This is a genomic window from Aureispira sp. CCB-QB1 (assembly GCF_000724545.1).
Taxonomy (GTDB): Bacteria; Bacteroidota; Bacteroidia; order Chitinophagales; family Saprospiraceae; genus Aureispira.
The window spans coordinates 18,438-34,438 of the sequence record NZ_JHBV01000034.1 but is presented as its reverse complement, the minus strand read 5'-3'; the positions used below and the strand labels follow the sequence as shown (position 1 = coordinate 34,438).

Genomic DNA, 16,001 nt, shown 5'->3' with positions numbered 1-16,001 from the left:
GAATCTATCGTGGTCGTCCAGCTCCTTCTGGAACATATACTTGGTATGCTGATGTCTTGTTTAAAGATGGACATACAGAACAAGTGAAAGGGAATATTATTCTCTTGAGATAATAAAAATCAAATTGTAGGGACTTTATTTGTAAAGTCTCTACAATTTATTTTAAATAAATATTATACTTGTTGTAAGATTCCTCATAGATTTTTCGTTATTATTACAATGAGCCTCCAATGAAACTAGTTCTTAAAAGATACTAGTTCAACATTAAAAAGAAACTATTAGTTAGAATATTATTAATCCGGTGATTATGAAATTATTTTTTAGACTCTCTCTTATTGCTATTATATTTAATAGTATTGCTTTATTACCGAGCGAAGAAGTATACGCACAGGGCGACCCAAGATACTCTCAGTATTATCAAGCACCGCTTCGGTTAAACCCTGCTATGGCAGGAGTCTTTGAAGGACTTTGGCGTGTAGGAGCGAACTTTAGAACACAATGGGGATCTGTGATGGGTGGATCCAACGCTTATTATACTTATGCGGTAGGCGCTGAGTTAAAAACACCTGTATTTAGATCGGATTATATTGGTCTAAGCTTTTCTGCTTTGACAGATGTGGCAGGTGCAGGGCAGTACAATGTTACAGATATTAATTTAGGAATTACTTACATGAAAAAGTTGACAGGGGGAGGACGTTCTTACCGACCTAGTTTAACTTCATATTTAGTTGCAGGAGCACAAATCGGAATTGGGCAAAGAAGTGTAAAATGGTTGAACTTGACATATAGTACACAATATGTAGTTGATAATAATACGTACAATCAAGGTATTACAAGTGGAGAGAATACAGGTGGAATGCGTATGACTAAGATTTATCCAGATTTGAGTGCTGGTTTGTTGTGGTACGGAGTGATGGGAGATCGCAAGAGTGTTTATGCTGGATTGGGATTGTTTCATTTGAATCGCCCAGAAATCTCTTTGTTTAATCGCTCTAATGCTGGAGCTGATGTGGAGCGTCTATACATGCGTGTAACTGCACATGCAGGAGGTGAATTTTTGGTTGGAGGACGTGGGTCTGCCATTAGTTTATTACCTGGTTTTGTGGGAATGTTTCAAGGACCTTTTATGGAATTAAACATGGGAATTGGAATGAAATACCAAGCACCAAGATATGATGACTTCGCCTTTAAATTATCTGTATGGACTCGTTTAGCGAATAGATTAGAATCTGAAATTGATGCTGATGCGTTGGTTATTGCTGTGGGATTAGATTATCAAACATTCCAATTTGCAGTAAGTTACGATATCAATACATCTACTTTATCGAACGTTTCTGGGGGACAAGGGTCTTTAGAGTTTTCTATTATTTATACGCATGATGGTAAACGATCAAGAGGACAAGGTTGTCCAACGTTTAACTAAAAATGTTCGGCAGTTTGTGTTTTATCTTGATTAAATAAAATAATTTCAGGATTATCCATAAAATCAGCACATTGAATGATATTTTCAATGTGCTGATTTTGTTTTTGTTATGTTTTTTCGAAGGAGTTGTGCTAATTTTTTTTTGAAAAAAAATGTTTTTTTTAGCCTTAAAATTTGGTTTAGGAATATAATGTCGTATATTTGCTGCGCACTTAGCACAAACGGCGAGATAGCTCAGTTGGTTAGAGCGCAGCACTCATAATGCTGAGGTCGGGGGTTCGAGTCTCCCTCCCGCTACTGATTTAAGCACAAATAATTGTTATTCAATTGTTTGTGCTTTTTCTTTTTTTATACACTTCTAATCAATGATTGATGGATCTAAATTTAAAAGCTGCGTTGTACAAATCTTGTGTGTCTTTCTTGGAAAAACGATTGAATGTAATACAGCATAGATTAAATGAGTTGAATGATTCGTTGGAGGCAGAAACCAAGAGTAGTGTTGGAGATAAGTATGAGACAGGACGTGCTATGTTGCACTTGGAAAAAGATAAACAAATGAGGCAATTGGCTGTTTTGTTGGATTATAAAAAGCAGTTGCATCGTATTAATCCAGAAATTGAATGTGACTGTGTCGAGCAAGGTGCATTGGTTGAAACGAATCAAGGTGTTTTTTATCTTTCCATTAGTGCAGGAAAATTGACAGTTGAAGGAAATTCTTATTTTGCTATTACCTTGGCTTCCCCAATAGGACAGTTGTTGTTTCAGAAAAAGGTAGGTGAGGAGCTTGAATTTAGAGGTAGACGCTACTCTATAAAAAATATTATCTAGAGCTATCTTGATTTATAAAAAGAAGCTGTTGTGATTAAATTAGAGGTATAATTATGAAGCTACCTTGACTTATTTTCTTTTTTGTGAGAAGGAGGTTAGATAAATAGATCTAAAATTATCAAGATGCCAAATATAGCACTTGCAATACCATTGGTCGTAAAAAATGCTAAGTTGACCTTGCTCAAATCATTGGGTTTTACCAAAAAGTGTTGATAAATAAGTAAACTAATGAATACAACGGTTCCAATCCAAGAATAAAGCCCTACATCGCTTCTTAGTGTAGCCCAAATGACTAAGCCTGCTGAGATAATATGCAAAAGATTAGAAAGCATTAGAGCGCGTTCTTTGCCTAATGTGGCAGGAATAGAATTTAAGCCAAGTGATTTGTCAAAATCCTCATCTTGTAGGGCGTAAATAATATCAAACCCAGAGACCCAGAATAGCACTACAAATGAATAGATAATGGCTGTAATGCTATTGTTATCAAATACACCTGTTACAGCGATATAAGCGCCAATAGGAGCCAATGCTAAACCAATTCCTAAAACAAAATGACAAAGAGCTGTAAAACGCTTGGTATACGAATATCCTAAGACCACAGCCAGTGCTATTGGAGAAAGATAAAAGCAAAGTGGGTTGATTAAATAAGTGGTAAGAACAAATAAAATACAGTTAACAATAACGAAGTAAAGTGCATTTTCAGGAGAAATAGCACCTGCAGGAATTTCTCTTTGTGCTGTTCTTGGATTCTTTTCATCAATATCTCTATCGGCATATCGATTAAATGCCATGGCTGCACTTCTAGCAAAAACCATACAGAGCACTACTTTTAGAAACAACCACCAGTTGATAGCACTAGAAGTTGAGGTATTTGTAGTTGCTAAAAAAAAGCCAATACAGGCAAAAGGCATTGCAAAAATGGTATGGCTAAATTTGATAAGAGATAGATAGTTTTTCATAGAAAAGCTAAGCTTTTGAGCGCTATTATTTTGAACAATTCAGAACTTTCAATATTTTCTAAAAGTTAGTACAATGATACAAAAAAAACTCTATACAAAATAAAATCTGCATAGAGTTTTTGGTTAGACGCTTGGTCTACTTTTATTTTGAAGCATCTGCATCTTCTCCCTCTAACTTGATTACATCAGAAGTGATTGTTAAGATTGTATTAGCAGGAATTGTGTTTGCTGTAATCGTAACAGTTTTGCTTTGCTTTCCTTTTTTTCCTTTAGAGTCAAATTTTACCTTAATTTCGCCACTCTCGCCTGGAGCGATTGGCTCTCTTGGCCATTCAGGAACTGTACATCCACAACTACCTCTAGCGTTGGATATTGTCAACGGATTGTTACTTGTGTTTTCAAATTTAAATACATGCTCTACCTTTTCACCTTCTTCTAAAGTTCCAAAGTCAAACTCGTTTTCAGAAAAAACAAGATTAGCAGCTGTTGCTGGATCTACTTCTGGTTGCTGAGGTTGTGTATTGGTATTGGTAGGTTTTATTGCTGGCTGACTAGTAGGAGGAGTCGCTGTTGCTGTTGTATTCAAAGCTCTAGTTGCTGCTAGAGTACTAGCACTAGCACTACTAGAAAAGTATACGCTATACGTTAAAACTGAAAGCCAAAGGGCCATTACTGCCATGCCACCCAATATTAAGTTTTCCTTATTTTCCATTTTGTCTAAATTGGTTTTACTAAGAATAATTGTTTTTAGAATAAAAATTTGCTTTACAAAAATAATCTATTTTTCTTAACTATGAAAATAGTTGAAGCGAATCTTAACGCTTTTTAACGTGTTTGAAGGCTTAAATAAATGTAGTGTTCGGTTTTGGATGCTTTATAACTTCACGGTATTAGTAAGAAATTTGTTTGATTGGGCATACTGGAGGATGAGGCGTTCCAATTAAAGTAGATGGAGTTAAATGTATTTTGTTGATAATCAACAGGATATATTTTAAAGCATTTTTGTTTTTAAAATTTTGATTATCAGTGCTGTACGAATGGGGGGAATGTTTTTTTTTGTGAAAAACTAAAAAATTAGCGGATGGTTATGTTTGTATAAGGTAAAGATTTTTACGACATTTACTTTTCGATAGAAAAGATGTATGGCAAGTAATAATTTTGCCTGTTATTATAGATAATTATTAAAAAATAAAAAACATACACATTATGGGGTTTCGCAAAGAAAAAGACTCTATTGGATATATTGATGTGCCAGCGGACAAATATTGGGCTGCTCAAACACAACGCTCTCTAGAAAATTTTAAAATTGGAGGACATTTGATGCCTAAGGAGGTTATTCAAGCGTTTGCCATTTTGAAAAAAGCAGCCGCGCAAACGAATACGGAACTAGGAGTTTTGGATGCGAACAAATCAAATCTTATTGGAAAAGTTTGTGATGAAATTTTAGCAGGAAAGCTAGATGATCAGTTTCCATTGGTTGTTTGGCAAACAGGTTCGGGAACACAATCCAATATGAATGTCAATGAGGTGGTTGCTAATAGAGCGCACGTTTTGAATGGTGGTAATTTGTTGGATGAGAAAAAAAGTATTCATCCTAATGATGATGTTAATAAGTCTCAATCTTCTAACGACACTTTTCCAACTGCTATGCACATTGCAGCGTACAAAAAAGTTGTTGAGGTGACGATTCCAGGTTTGGAAGCTTTAAGAGACACACTGGCAGATAAATCAGCAGCATATAAGGATGTCGTAAAGATTGGTCGAACACATTTTATGGATGCTACCCCTGTAACAGTAGGGCAGGAGCTGTCTGGTTTTGTTTCTCAATTGAATCATGCTATAAAAGCAATTAAGAATACATTAGAACATTTATCTGAGTTGGCATTGGGGGGAACAGCTGTAGGGACTGGATTAAATACACCCAAAGGTTATGCTTCCTTAGTAGCAGAAAAAATTGCCAACTTGGCAGGGTTACCGTTTGTAACTGCTGAAAATAAATTTGAGGCTCTTGCTGCTCATGATGCTATTGTTGAGGGACACGGAGCTTTAAAAACAGCTGCTGTTTCTTTGATGAAAATAGCCAACGATATTCGAATGTTGGCATCAGGTCCTCGTTGTGGCATTGGAGAATACATTATCCCTGCGAACGAACCAGGATCGTCGATTATGCCAGGGAAAGTTAACCCTACACAGGCAGAGGCAATGACGATGGCAATGGCGCAAGTCATTGGAAATGATGTTGCGATTAATGTTGGTGGTATGACAGGTCAATTTCAGTTGAACGTTTTTAAACCTGTCATGATTTATAACTTTTTGATGTCAGCTCAATTGATTGGAGATGCTTGTGTTAGCTTCAATGAAAATTGTGCGGTAGGGTTGGAGCCTAACTACGAAGCTATTAAAGAGAACTTGAATAACTCTTTGATGTTGGTGACAGCTCTAAATACTAAAATTGGTTATGATAAGGCTTCTGAAATTGCTAAAAAAGCATATAAAGAAGGTACAACTTTGAAAGCAGCAGGTTTGAGTTTAGGCTATTTAACAGAAGAAGAGTTCGATCAGTGGGTTCGTCCTGAAGATATGATTGGAAGCTTGGATTAATAAAGTGTTTGCTTATTGTTCTGCCTCAACCAGAATAAGTAGAAGGACATAATGTTCAGTTTTAGTTTAGCTACTCTACATTTTGTCCTTCTATTTCTGGATGGTTTGTTTAGGGTATTAAGTTACCCTATTTGTTCTGACAAGTCCCATACGGTTAGTTCAAGCCAATCTTGAGGCCAAGATCTTAATTGTTGGTTGTTCGATTTAATACTATTTTGAACCAGTAATCGATACAAATCAGAAGAGCTCAAACCTCCCATGCCATCATTGTCTTGCAAGACATTTTTGAAAACGGTATTGTTGCAAACGTCTTGTCTTGTGCGGTTGATATTGGTCAAATGTTGAACCAGTATATCATTCAGTTTTTTAAAACTCATAACAATTCTGTTTTAAATAGGAACACGATTGATGTACTATAACTTGATGATCATTCATTTCACAGATAAATAATCGGGAATAAAGAGCAAGTTGGCAGTACGTTTTGTTACTTTAAAAAACGTCTAATATTAAAGGATGGTTTGTATGTATTCCTCTTATTGTTATGTTAAAAACATAAATTAAATATTTAAGGCAATTTCTACCATTTCACTCAAAGTTTCTTGCCGTTCTTGTGCTGTTGATTCGATTCCTGTGACCAACTCATCAGATATTGTTAAGATGGTCAAGGCTTGCACTCCAAATTTAGCTGCTAAGGTATAAATCGCAGCTGTTTCCATTTCTACACAAAGTACTCCATATTTAGCCCAATGTTGGTAGGATTCAAAATTATCATTATAGAATTCATCGGCAGAAAGAATATTCCCCGCTTTGACTTGAATTCCCCTTGCTTCAGCTGCACGGACAGCATTCATGAATAAGGTGAAATCTGCTGTAGGAGCGAAATCCATACCATTAAATCTTCTTCGGTTGATTCCAGAATCGGTAGAAGCAGACATGGCTAAAACAACATCTCTAACCTTTAAATCAGCTTGATAAGATCCTGCTGTTCCAATTCGGATGAGTTGCTTGGCACCATAGCCAGAAATTAATTCATTGACATAGATAGAGGTAGAGGGAATTCCCATTCCAGTACCTTGTACAGAGACTTTTTTGCCTTTGTAGGTTCCCGTATAACCGTTCATTCCTCTTACAGTGTTATAACAAAAGGGGGTTTCTAGAAAAGTTTCTGCAACCCATTTTGCTCGGAGTGGATCACCGGGGAGCAATACTTTTTCTGCAATTTGGCCTTCTTTGGCTCCAATATGTAGACTCATAAATTAGGTTTTAAAATAAATAAAAGGAAATAGTGCTTGAGTTGAAAATAATAACCTATTAACGGTTTAATTCGAATTAACATCTTAAAAAATAACTAGGTTGCTTCTTCTTTTTACAAGGTTAGAAGCTAAAATTCAAGACAAGCTATCTAAGTTAATAAACTTTGTGAAGTATTTCGAACCAAAATGAAAAAGTCTGGGATATTACTTGGTGACTTCTTTTATTAATAGGAGACTGAATCTAAAAATGAATGTTTCTTGGTAGTAAAATTGTATAGACTTGTAAAGTATATCATTTATAGAAATGGTTGATACGTTCTACCAACAATAGTTTGAGTAAGTGCTAGTTGGTTGAAAGAATTTTATTTGGCTATCTGTCCTTTTAGGCATTGTTTGAATTGAAATAGTTAGGCTTTTTTGTGTCGTTTTTGTAATAGAAAAACAATACCTTGTAAGTTCAAATGAATCTTGCTTGTTGTGAAATAACATTTGGCATACCTCGCTGCTATAGAAATATTTTATTGTCAACTACTAATAACTAATTATGAAATGTTTAAACTTATGTCTAATGTTTTTAATGGCATTAGGAATTGTTAAGCTTGCAAATGGACAGTGCCAAGCAGGTGAGACTGAGATTTTATTTAACCTAGTGCCCGATAATTATGGTTCTGAAACTACATGGAATTTTACATCACCAGGTGGAGGAACGGTATATGCTTCAGGAGGTCCTTATACGAACAATAATACAACGCCTATTAATGCAAGTGTTTGTGTACCTACGGGAAGTCAAGTCGTTTTTACAATATCAGATAGTTACGGAGATGGCATTTGTTGTTCTAGTGGGAATGGTTCTTATACAGTTAGTATTAGTGGTGTGACAGTTGCTTCAGGAGGCTCTTTTTCTAATTCTGAAAGTATGACATTTTTTGCCCCTCTATTATCTTATGATATTATGATGGGAAAAGTACAGAGCCCATTTCCTGTCGTTGGAAGTGACGAAACAGTAGAAGTCAAAAGTTCTTTAACCAATATCAGCTCAACAGTTATTACAGAGCTAAGTATTAGCTATCAAGCAGGAACAGAGCCTGTTGTAACAGAGAACTTTACCTCTTTGAATGTATCACCATCTGAAACGTACGACATTAAATTTGCTACGTTGTGGTCTCCACAAAACACAGGGCCTCAAGGGTTAAAAGTTTGGGTAAATAGTATTAATAATGGCAATGCTGATATGTATCCATCCAATGATACTTCTAGCATACAATTGGATGTATATCAAGGAACCGTGATTCCCAATATCATGGATGATTTCCTAAATTCAGCGCCTGTTTTCTCAACGATTGCAACTAGCTCGAATCAAGTCAATAAACCAACAGATTTGGATTTTCATACCATTCTAAGTAGAAAAGAACTTTGGGTTTTGAATGAAAATACAGAGTCTACAGGAGGTTCTACAGTAACTATTTCTAATGCTGGGATGCCCAATCAATCTAGTCTTTGGTTGAGAGATGGCAATGCATGGCATTTTATGTCTTTACCAACAGGATTAGCTTTTGGAACAAACGGCAACTGGGGAACATCAGCGGGTGTCTATGATGCTAATCATGATGGTGGAGCACCTTTCACAGGACCGACGTTATGGTCTAGCGATATGTCTATTTATGCACAGAATGCAGGACCTGGCACGAATGGAAGTCATTTGGATATGTTGCACGAGACACCTTATGGAATGGGGATTGCACATCACAAAGACAATGCGTATTGGTTATTTGATGGCAATGCTAATAATATTGTATATTATGATTTTGTAGAAGATCACGGACCAGGACAACATTATCATGGCGATGGTATTATTCGACGCTATACTGAAGTTGTAGTTGCCAAGGATGGTGATGTTCCAAGTCACCTTATTTTAGATAAGTCTTCTGGTTGGTTGTATATTGTAGATGTAGGAAACGATAGAGTATTGCGAATGAATACCAATACAGGTAATGTTAAAAATCCATTAAATCCGACGCTTGAACAAGTTGCTGAATATTCCGAAATGGAAAATGTGGTTTCAGAAACAGTTATTGATACTGGGTTGACACGACCTTGTGGTATCGATTTGATAGGGAATCGTTTGATCGTAGGAGATTACACAACAGGAGATATTCGTTTTTATGACATTAGCGTTAATCCAGTTGCTTACTTAGGAAAAATTTCAACAGGGGCAGCAGGCTTGACAGGTTTGAAAATTGGTCCAGAAGGTAATATTTGGTTTACTAATCGTATCAATCATACGGTTCAGAAAGTAGTTCCATCTGTTACTACCAGTGTAGTAAAAGCTGCATCAGAAGAACAGTTGGCTGTTTATCCTAACCCTGCGTCTACTTCTGTAAATGTACAAATTCCACCTACCGTAGGATCAGATGCCACCTTCATGGTGACGGATGCTTTGGGAAGAGTTGTTATGAGTAGTCAATTGAATAACAGAACTACGATGAGTTTTAATACTTCCAATTGGGCGAATGGATTGTATTTGATTACGGTTCAAAGTGCTAGTTACAAGGAAAGTAAAGTTCTTCAAATTCGTAAATAATCGTCGATATTTTCGATAAACAAAAAGCCATAAGCTCTTTTGGAGCTTATGGCTTTTATGTTTGTAATAGCAATTCGTCGTGCAAAAAAGTTTATGCTTTTTCTTGGTTAAGACCAGCGGCAGCTGCTTTAGGTTTTTGTGTAGTGCTAGATTTTTCAGTTGTACCTTGCAGGTAACGTTCTCTAGAAACAGCTTGGTATTTATCTGTGCTTCCAATCACTTCTTGTTTCTTTTCTTTGGATAGTCGCATGGTAAAAGGGGCATCGTTTCCTGTTGCTTTGCAAACTGCTGTAACGTAACTAATGTCATCTGACAAAGGAATTAGAAGGCTAATTTGTTCAAAAGGTTTTCTGCGATAATCCCCATTTAGACCACAGACTTCTACAATTTTGCCAGCATTGGCCCAAGCATCACAGTATTTGCTAGCATCGGGGTAAAACTGAATTTCATCAATGCAAATAACATCATAATCTTGGATAAGGTCATGGACTTCTTCTAATTTGTGGCAGGAAGTTGCTTTGTAGCTAATTTGATCGTGTGTTACCAGCATTTCTTCAGAACCACTGTAACGTTGATCTTTGGCGTATTTGATGAGTAAGCAGGCTTTGCCCCCAATTTGATAGCGTCTATATCGTGTTAACAAAATGGTGCTTTTGCCCGAAAACATAGGACCTAGAATTAAACTTAATTTACCAGACATAATAGAATAGTTGCAATCTTTACCAGATTTTTGATTTATAGAAAAGCTACCATAACAGGAATCTAAACAAATGCTCAAAAGTACGCTCATAAAAAACTATTTTAGAAAAGAGTAGCTTTTGTCTTTATACTTAATTTGTTGATTTAGTTTTTTCGTAGCATCTTTGTATTAAATTTCTTTGAACGTTGAGTAATTATCAAACATGAATAGAAAATAGCAACGTACTATTCATTGGTGTGATGTATACCAACGCAAAAACCACAAAATTTCATTTGATAACAACTTGATTATTGGTTGTTATTTGTAATCAGTACTTCGTGGATTTATGGAATTTTATATTAATAAAAAGGTAATTTGAAAAACTTGTTCAAATAATTGATTGTTGATAAAAAAAGCGCTTTTTTATAAATGGAATAGTGGTTGTTTAAATTTTATTCATGAATTGAATATTATATTGACTATCAGGTGGCAAAAATATTTAAACATATTATAAAAAAACTCTTTGATAGACTTCAATCTTAGGTAGGCAATTGTACTTGTTTTGGATAAAAAAAACAAGGATTTTACCAATTTTATTCAAATTAAGTGTAACTTTTATGTTTGATTCTACACGTCCCCATACTAGAAAAGAAGCATTGTTGTAATTGTAATATATAATGAAGATATACGTCAAATTTATCGTCCTGTTTTTTTTATTTTATACCCCTATTACGAATGCTCAGTTGCCTTCAACAGGAAAGAGCAAAGGAGCTTATAATGTATTTAGAAATGCTGAAAATAAGTTTTATAAAGGTAATTTAAAAGCAGGAGAAGCTACTTTTGAGCGGTCTGCTAAACGTTATGAAAATAGTGGTGAAGTAGACGGTTATATCGCTGCCAAAGCAATGGAAGCCATAGTGTTACTAAATAAAGACAAACCGAAAGAGGCGTTTCGAGCATTTAGAAGAGCAGAAGAACTTTATAATGAACAATCCAAACACAACGAAGCGACACGTGCTTATTTGAGATTGTGTTTGGGAAAATATCATCTGTATTACGACGAACAAAAAGAAGCCAATACATTTTTAAAAGAGGCAGAAATAGTTGCCAAAAAAAATCCAGATTATCTTTCTCCTATTTTTAATATTGAATTGCAACAAAGTTTAGGGGAACTTTATCTCAAACAAGGAAACAAACAAGGGGCTCTAACGGCGTATGAAGATTTGATTGATGCTTCCGAAAAATTAGAAGATACGAACCAAGATTTAACCAATCAATATAAAAAGAAGGCGGGGAGTTTATACGATAATGTTTTAAGTCCCAAAGATGCTGCTGCCAAATATAGAAAAATGCTGAATCAAGCAGATTCTAGTGAACGTGGAGAATTAGATTTTAAAACAGGGCGTTCTTATTATAAATATACTGAATACGAAACGGCTTATGAGCACTTAAAAAGTGCTTTGGAATATGATTTGTCGCCCAAAGAACGGGCAGAAACGAAAGCTATGTTAGCGACAATAGCCATGAGTATAAAGGATTATCAAGATGCCTTGGAACAAAATGGAGAAGCTTTGTCAATTCAATTGGAAATAGGAGGAGCTCCCAAAGATATTTATGATGGTCTTTTGCAACAGGGAAAAATCTGTCAAAAATTAGAAATTACAGGAAAGTCTTTGTATTGGTATAAAAAGACAGTCGAAAACATTTCGGATGATTGGACTTTGGAACAAGAATTAGAAAACTATGCATTGGAGGCAATTGAGCATTTGGGAAACAATGCATTGAGCGAAAACTTTAACATTGCTTTGCTGAATTATGAACGAGCAGAACGTTTAATCAATAAATTTTCGAGGAGTGAACAAGACGTTGCAAGGATAGAGATTTATATGGCCAAAGGGAATCTATATTTTTCTGCTCGCAATTATGACAAATCAGAAATTTTCTACAACAAGGCACTCGATTTGATGCAAAGTGTGTATCCCGAAAAACATGCTTTGGTTGCTGAAGCAACTCGATTTATTAGTGAAATTGCGATTCAAAATAAAGCTTATGGACGGGCTTTGTCTTTTATTAATCGTTCGATCAATGCTTCTACCGTAACAGGGGCTCGAATAATAAAAGGAGATGATTTGCCGAATCCTGCCGAGGGGCAATATCCGTATGAATTGCTGCACTCTACGATTACAAAAGCATCTGTATTGTATTTGTATTATAATGGCAATGGGACAGGAACAGAGCAAGAGTTGCAACGAGCATTAAATGTTTCAGATTTGGCAATGAGTATGTTGGTCAAACTTAGAGCAAGTTATCGAACAGAGGGCGCTAAGTACGAACTGTCGGAATTGTCTCAGCTGATTAGCCACCAAGCGATTCAGACGGTAAGTGCATTGTATGGCAAAACAAAAAGCAAAGCTTATTTGCATCAATTGTTTGTTTATATCGAGACCTCTAAAAGTGCTTTGTTGTTACAAGCTGTACAGCAATTAAGAGCACAGAAGGTTTCTAGGGTGCCTGATTGGGTGGTGGAAAAAGAGAATAAACTAAAAACAGATATTGCTTATTTGAGTGGAGAGATTTATTACGAGGCTAAGCAGGGAAGAAAAATGGATAAGGTGCGCTTAGAAAAATTAGAAGCAAATTTGGCGCAAGTAGAAGAAGAGTATCCTAAGTATTTGGATTATATTGAAAAAACCTATCCAGAATATTATAGCATGAAATACAAGCAACAACCAATTAGTTGTGAGGCACTACAAGAACGGATGGGAAAGGATGATGTTCTTTTAAATTATGCTATTGTAGATTCTTTTATTCATGTTATTTTAGTGCATAAAGAGTTAATTGTTTACAAGTGTATGCGAACTCCAAAGCCACTAAAAAAATCTGTACAGCGGTATATTCGTTCTCTGAAAGGAGAGAAAATGGACGATTTCATTAAGTATAGTAATATCTTTTACGAGACGTTGATACAACCTATTGAAAAATATTTGGACAAAAAATTTATTGTTGTTATTCCTGATGCTGAATTGAATTATTTGCCTTTTGAATTGGTTCCAACTGCGAATCTTTCACAATCTTTTGGGGGAGGAGATAACAAGAATTATGATATATACAAAGAGGTACCTTATTTGATCCGAAAAGCATCTGTGACTTATAACTACTCCGCAACTTTGTATTTGGATGCAAAGGAACACGATTATTCGAACGTGCCTGAAGGCTTTTTGGGGTTTGCACCAGATTTTTCTAAAGTAGAATCTTTTACAGTCTCTAATCGAGAAAAACAAAGCAAATATGAAGATTTGTTGTTGACACCTTTGGAGAATGCTGCCATAGAGGTGAATACGATTGGAAAACTAACGCATGGTAAGGTTTACGATGCTTTTTCGGCAACGGAAGCTATCTTTAAAGCAGAGGGACAAAATTATGGGGTGCTGCATTTTGCTACTCATGGTATTTTGAATCATAAATATCCATTGTATTCTAGTTTGGTATTGTTGGGGGACGATGTAGAAGATGGTTTGTTGCATACTTATGAGTTGTATAATATGCAATTAAATGCAGAGTTGGTAGCATTAAGTGCTTGTAATACAGGAGTTGGTACGATACAAAAAGGAGAAGGAGCCATGTCTGTAGCAAGAGGATTTGCATATGCAGGGTGCCCTAATATTGCTATGACGCTGTGGCCTGTATCGGATCAAGCTACCCAGATTTTGATGGAGAATTTTTATAGAAATTTAATGAGGGGATTGCCTAAGGCTGAAGCATTGCAAAAAGCTAAGTTAAACTTTTTAGATGCAGGATCTGGACTAATTTGTGTTCCTTATTTTTGGAGCGGCTTAATTTTAGTCGGAACACCAGATCAATTGCATAGCTTGCAAACAATCTCTTCAGGGTGGGCTTGGACAACTTGGGCTATTGGAGGACTTGTATTATTAATATTAATAGTTGGAGTATCCTTCTTTAAGAACAAAAGAACAGACTAATGTACAGACTTATACGAATACATATCGTTTTTTTTGTAGGACTGATTGCTCAATGGTCAATAGCACAGAATGGTACTTCTACTGTTCCAACGGCTATTTATATTGGCAATGCTGCATTTGAAGCACCTGTGCATGGTGCCAAGGTGGCGTTGACACTTCAAGAAGATTTTGGCAATCAAAAACGACCTGTTAGTACATTTATAGGAGAATTTGTCTCGGACACAGCTGGAGTCATTACTGTTTCTTTGATACCTGATAAAAGCTATTTGATACAAACATCAAAAGATGGTTTTTATACCCAGTTATCAAAAGTTAAAACGGCAAACTTTTCTCGTACCCAGCAAAATAAAAAGGGCATCAGTCTACGTCCTAGAAATATTATCTCTATCAAAGGAAATATCGTGATGCCTAAGGGAAAAACGGGAACGGTTACTTTAAAAAATAAAATAACTAATTATACAAGAACAGAGGTATTGGATGCTACAGGTGATTATGATATCAAGGCAGTAAAAGGAAATGATTATGAATTGCACGTGGTCATAGAAGGTGTGATGGATACTCTAGTAAGTATCGAAAAGAAAGATCTTAGTGCAGGTTCTGGAAATATACCCTTTGTTTATAATTTTGTACCCAATGCGCCCAAACCTAATTATAGAGCTGGAGATGTTTTAGATTTAGAGGCGTATAATTTGAAATTTATAGATCGAACCGTTCGACTTTCAGGTGAAATATGGTTGGATACTTTAACTCGAATTCTTCGAGATAATCCTAATGTGAAAATAGAAATTCAGATTCATACAGATGCTCGAAAAAGTGATCGATTAAATTTAATTCTTAGTAAAAAACGAAAGGAAACAGTAGAGGCAGAGCTGATAGAGCGGGGGGTGTCTGTTAATCAGTATGTTTTTGAATTAAAAGGAGAAGATGAAATTTTAAATGATTGTGTTGATGGAGTTAATTGCTCTAGACGGGAACACGCTGTTAATAATCGGGTGAGCTTGTTGGTAAAAGAAGGGGCTTTTTTGTTTGAGAAGAGTGACTAAGAAAGGTCACATCTCGTTGATTATTTTCGTTTTAACAATAGTTTACCCTAATTAAATAATCGTTTAGAGAAAACTATAAGAACATCAATCAATAGTTTACATGAAATACCACAAAGTAGTCTGCTATTGATGCAAATATAAAATAATCTGCTCGAACGGCATGATGACAATATTGAAAAAATAGGAAGCATTTATTGTAGAACAAATAGCAAGGGAGTGCTAGTTGGTCATTGTGATGGATGAAATCATGCAACAACTGCAACATTAGCCGATTATTATAAAACTAACTATAACTATAAGAATAGGTATCTTTATTATGGAACTAGTAGCTTGCTAATATATTGATAAAATGATCTATTAAAATAATCTGAAATTACAAAAAAAAGAAGTTTGTAAGCTTGTAATGAGTTGATTATCTTTGAGGTACTGTGCACCGGTTTTTTATAAAAAAAATCTAGTGAGGAATGAAATAGACCATGCAATAAAAAAAGAGATAACTTAGCAGCTTATGCATTCAGCTTAATACAGGCAACGTAGCTCTAGTCCATTTAAAGATAAATACCACACACTCCAATATCCATAAAAGAGAATGATTTATGGATTGCTGTATCAATAGAACGCTACTTTTTTATTAAAAAAGTAACGACCTAATAC

The 16,001-nt window shown here is 35.5% G+C and carries 11 protein-coding genes and 1 tRNA gene; 7 read left to right on the top strand and 5 right to left on the bottom strand.

Going from position 1 to position 16,001, the window contains the following annotated elements; genetic code table 11:
* The first annotated feature begins 307 nt into the window (after positions 1-307).
* The 3 genes from CG11_RS18200 (at position 308) to CG11_RS18190 (ending at position 2,251) form a co-directional block, all read left to right on the top strand.
* Positions 308-1,423: a PorP/SprF family type IX secretion system membrane protein gene (locus CG11_RS18200; protein ID WP_052598265.1), complete on the top strand. Its 1,116-nt coding sequence runs from the start codon at positions 308-310 to the stop codon at positions 1,421-1,423.
* Between the two features lie 223 nt (positions 1,424-1,646).
* Positions 1,647-1,720, top strand: a tRNA-Met gene (locus tag CG11_RS18195).
* Positions 1,721-1,795: 75 nt separating this feature from the next.
* A complete protein-coding gene (locus tag CG11_RS18190; RefSeq protein ID WP_052598264.1) occupies positions 1,796-2,251 on the top strand; it encodes a hypothetical protein in 456 nt (151 codons plus the stop codon).
* A 95-nt stretch (positions 2,252-2,346) separates the two neighbouring features.
* Here CG11_RS18190 and CG11_RS18185 read toward each other — a convergent pair whose 3' ends face one another.
* Both CG11_RS18185 and CG11_RS18180 read right to left on the bottom strand, forming a co-directional pair.
* A complete protein-coding gene (locus CG11_RS18185) occupies positions 2,347-3,210 on the bottom strand; it encodes a UbiA-like polyprenyltransferase (protein WP_052598263.1) in 864 nt (287 codons plus the stop codon).
* A 142-nt stretch (positions 3,211-3,352) separates the two neighbouring features.
* Complete coding sequence (locus CG11_RS18180; protein ID WP_052598262.1) at positions 3,353-3,922, bottom strand: DUF1573 domain-containing protein; 570 nt, start codon at positions 3,920-3,922, stop codon at positions 3,353-3,355.
* Between the two features lie 494 nt (positions 3,923-4,416).
* On the opposite strand from CG11_RS18180, the gene fumC reads away from it, so the two are divergent.
* The gene (gene fumC, locus CG11_RS18175) at positions 4,417-5,811 is read left to right on the top strand and encodes a class II fumarate hydratase (protein ID WP_052598261.1); all 1,395 of its coding nucleotides are present in this window, start codon (positions 4,417-4,419) and stop codon (positions 5,809-5,811) included.
* A 122-nt stretch (positions 5,812-5,933) separates the two neighbouring features.
* On the opposite strand, the gene CG11_RS18170 is transcribed toward fumC, so the two are convergent.
* Positions 5,934-6,188, bottom strand: coding sequence for a hypothetical protein (locus tag CG11_RS18170; RefSeq protein ID WP_052598260.1), 255 nt, complete (start codon positions 6,186-6,188; stop codon positions 5,934-5,936).
* Positions 6,189-6,368: 180 nt separating this feature from the next.
* On the bottom strand, positions 6,369-7,064 hold the full coding sequence (deoD, locus tag CG11_RS18165) for a purine-nucleoside phosphorylase (protein ID WP_052598259.1): 696 nt from the start codon (positions 7,062-7,064) through the stop codon (positions 6,369-6,371).
* Between the two features lie 568 nt (positions 7,065-7,632).
* Here deoD and CG11_RS18160 point away from each other — a divergent pair.
* Positions 7,633-9,645, top strand: a complete 2,013-nt coding sequence (locus CG11_RS18160; RefSeq protein ID WP_052598258.1) for a T9SS type A sorting domain-containing protein — start codon at positions 7,633-7,635, stop codon at positions 9,643-9,645.
* Between the two features lie 91 nt (positions 9,646-9,736).
* Here CG11_RS18160 and CG11_RS18155 read toward each other — a convergent pair whose 3' ends face one another.
* Entirely contained in the window at positions 9,737-10,435 is a 699-nt protein-coding gene (locus CG11_RS18155; RefSeq protein WP_231512811.1) for a thymidine kinase, read from the bottom strand.
* A gap of 566 nt (positions 10,436-11,001) precedes the next feature.
* Here CG11_RS18155 and CG11_RS18150 point away from each other — a divergent pair.
* Both CG11_RS18150 and CG11_RS18145 read left to right on the top strand, forming a co-directional pair.
* Entirely contained in the window at positions 11,002-14,304 is a 3,303-nt protein-coding gene (locus tag CG11_RS18150) for a CHAT domain-containing tetratricopeptide repeat protein (RefSeq protein WP_052598257.1), read from the top strand.
* On the top strand, positions 14,304-15,347 hold the full coding sequence (locus CG11_RS18145) for an OmpA family protein (protein ID WP_052598256.1): 1,044 nt from the start codon (positions 14,304-14,306) through the stop codon (positions 15,345-15,347). The genes CG11_RS18150 and CG11_RS18145 overlap by 1 nt, the downstream gene beginning before the upstream one ends.
* Positions 15,348-16,001: the final 654 nt, after the last annotated feature.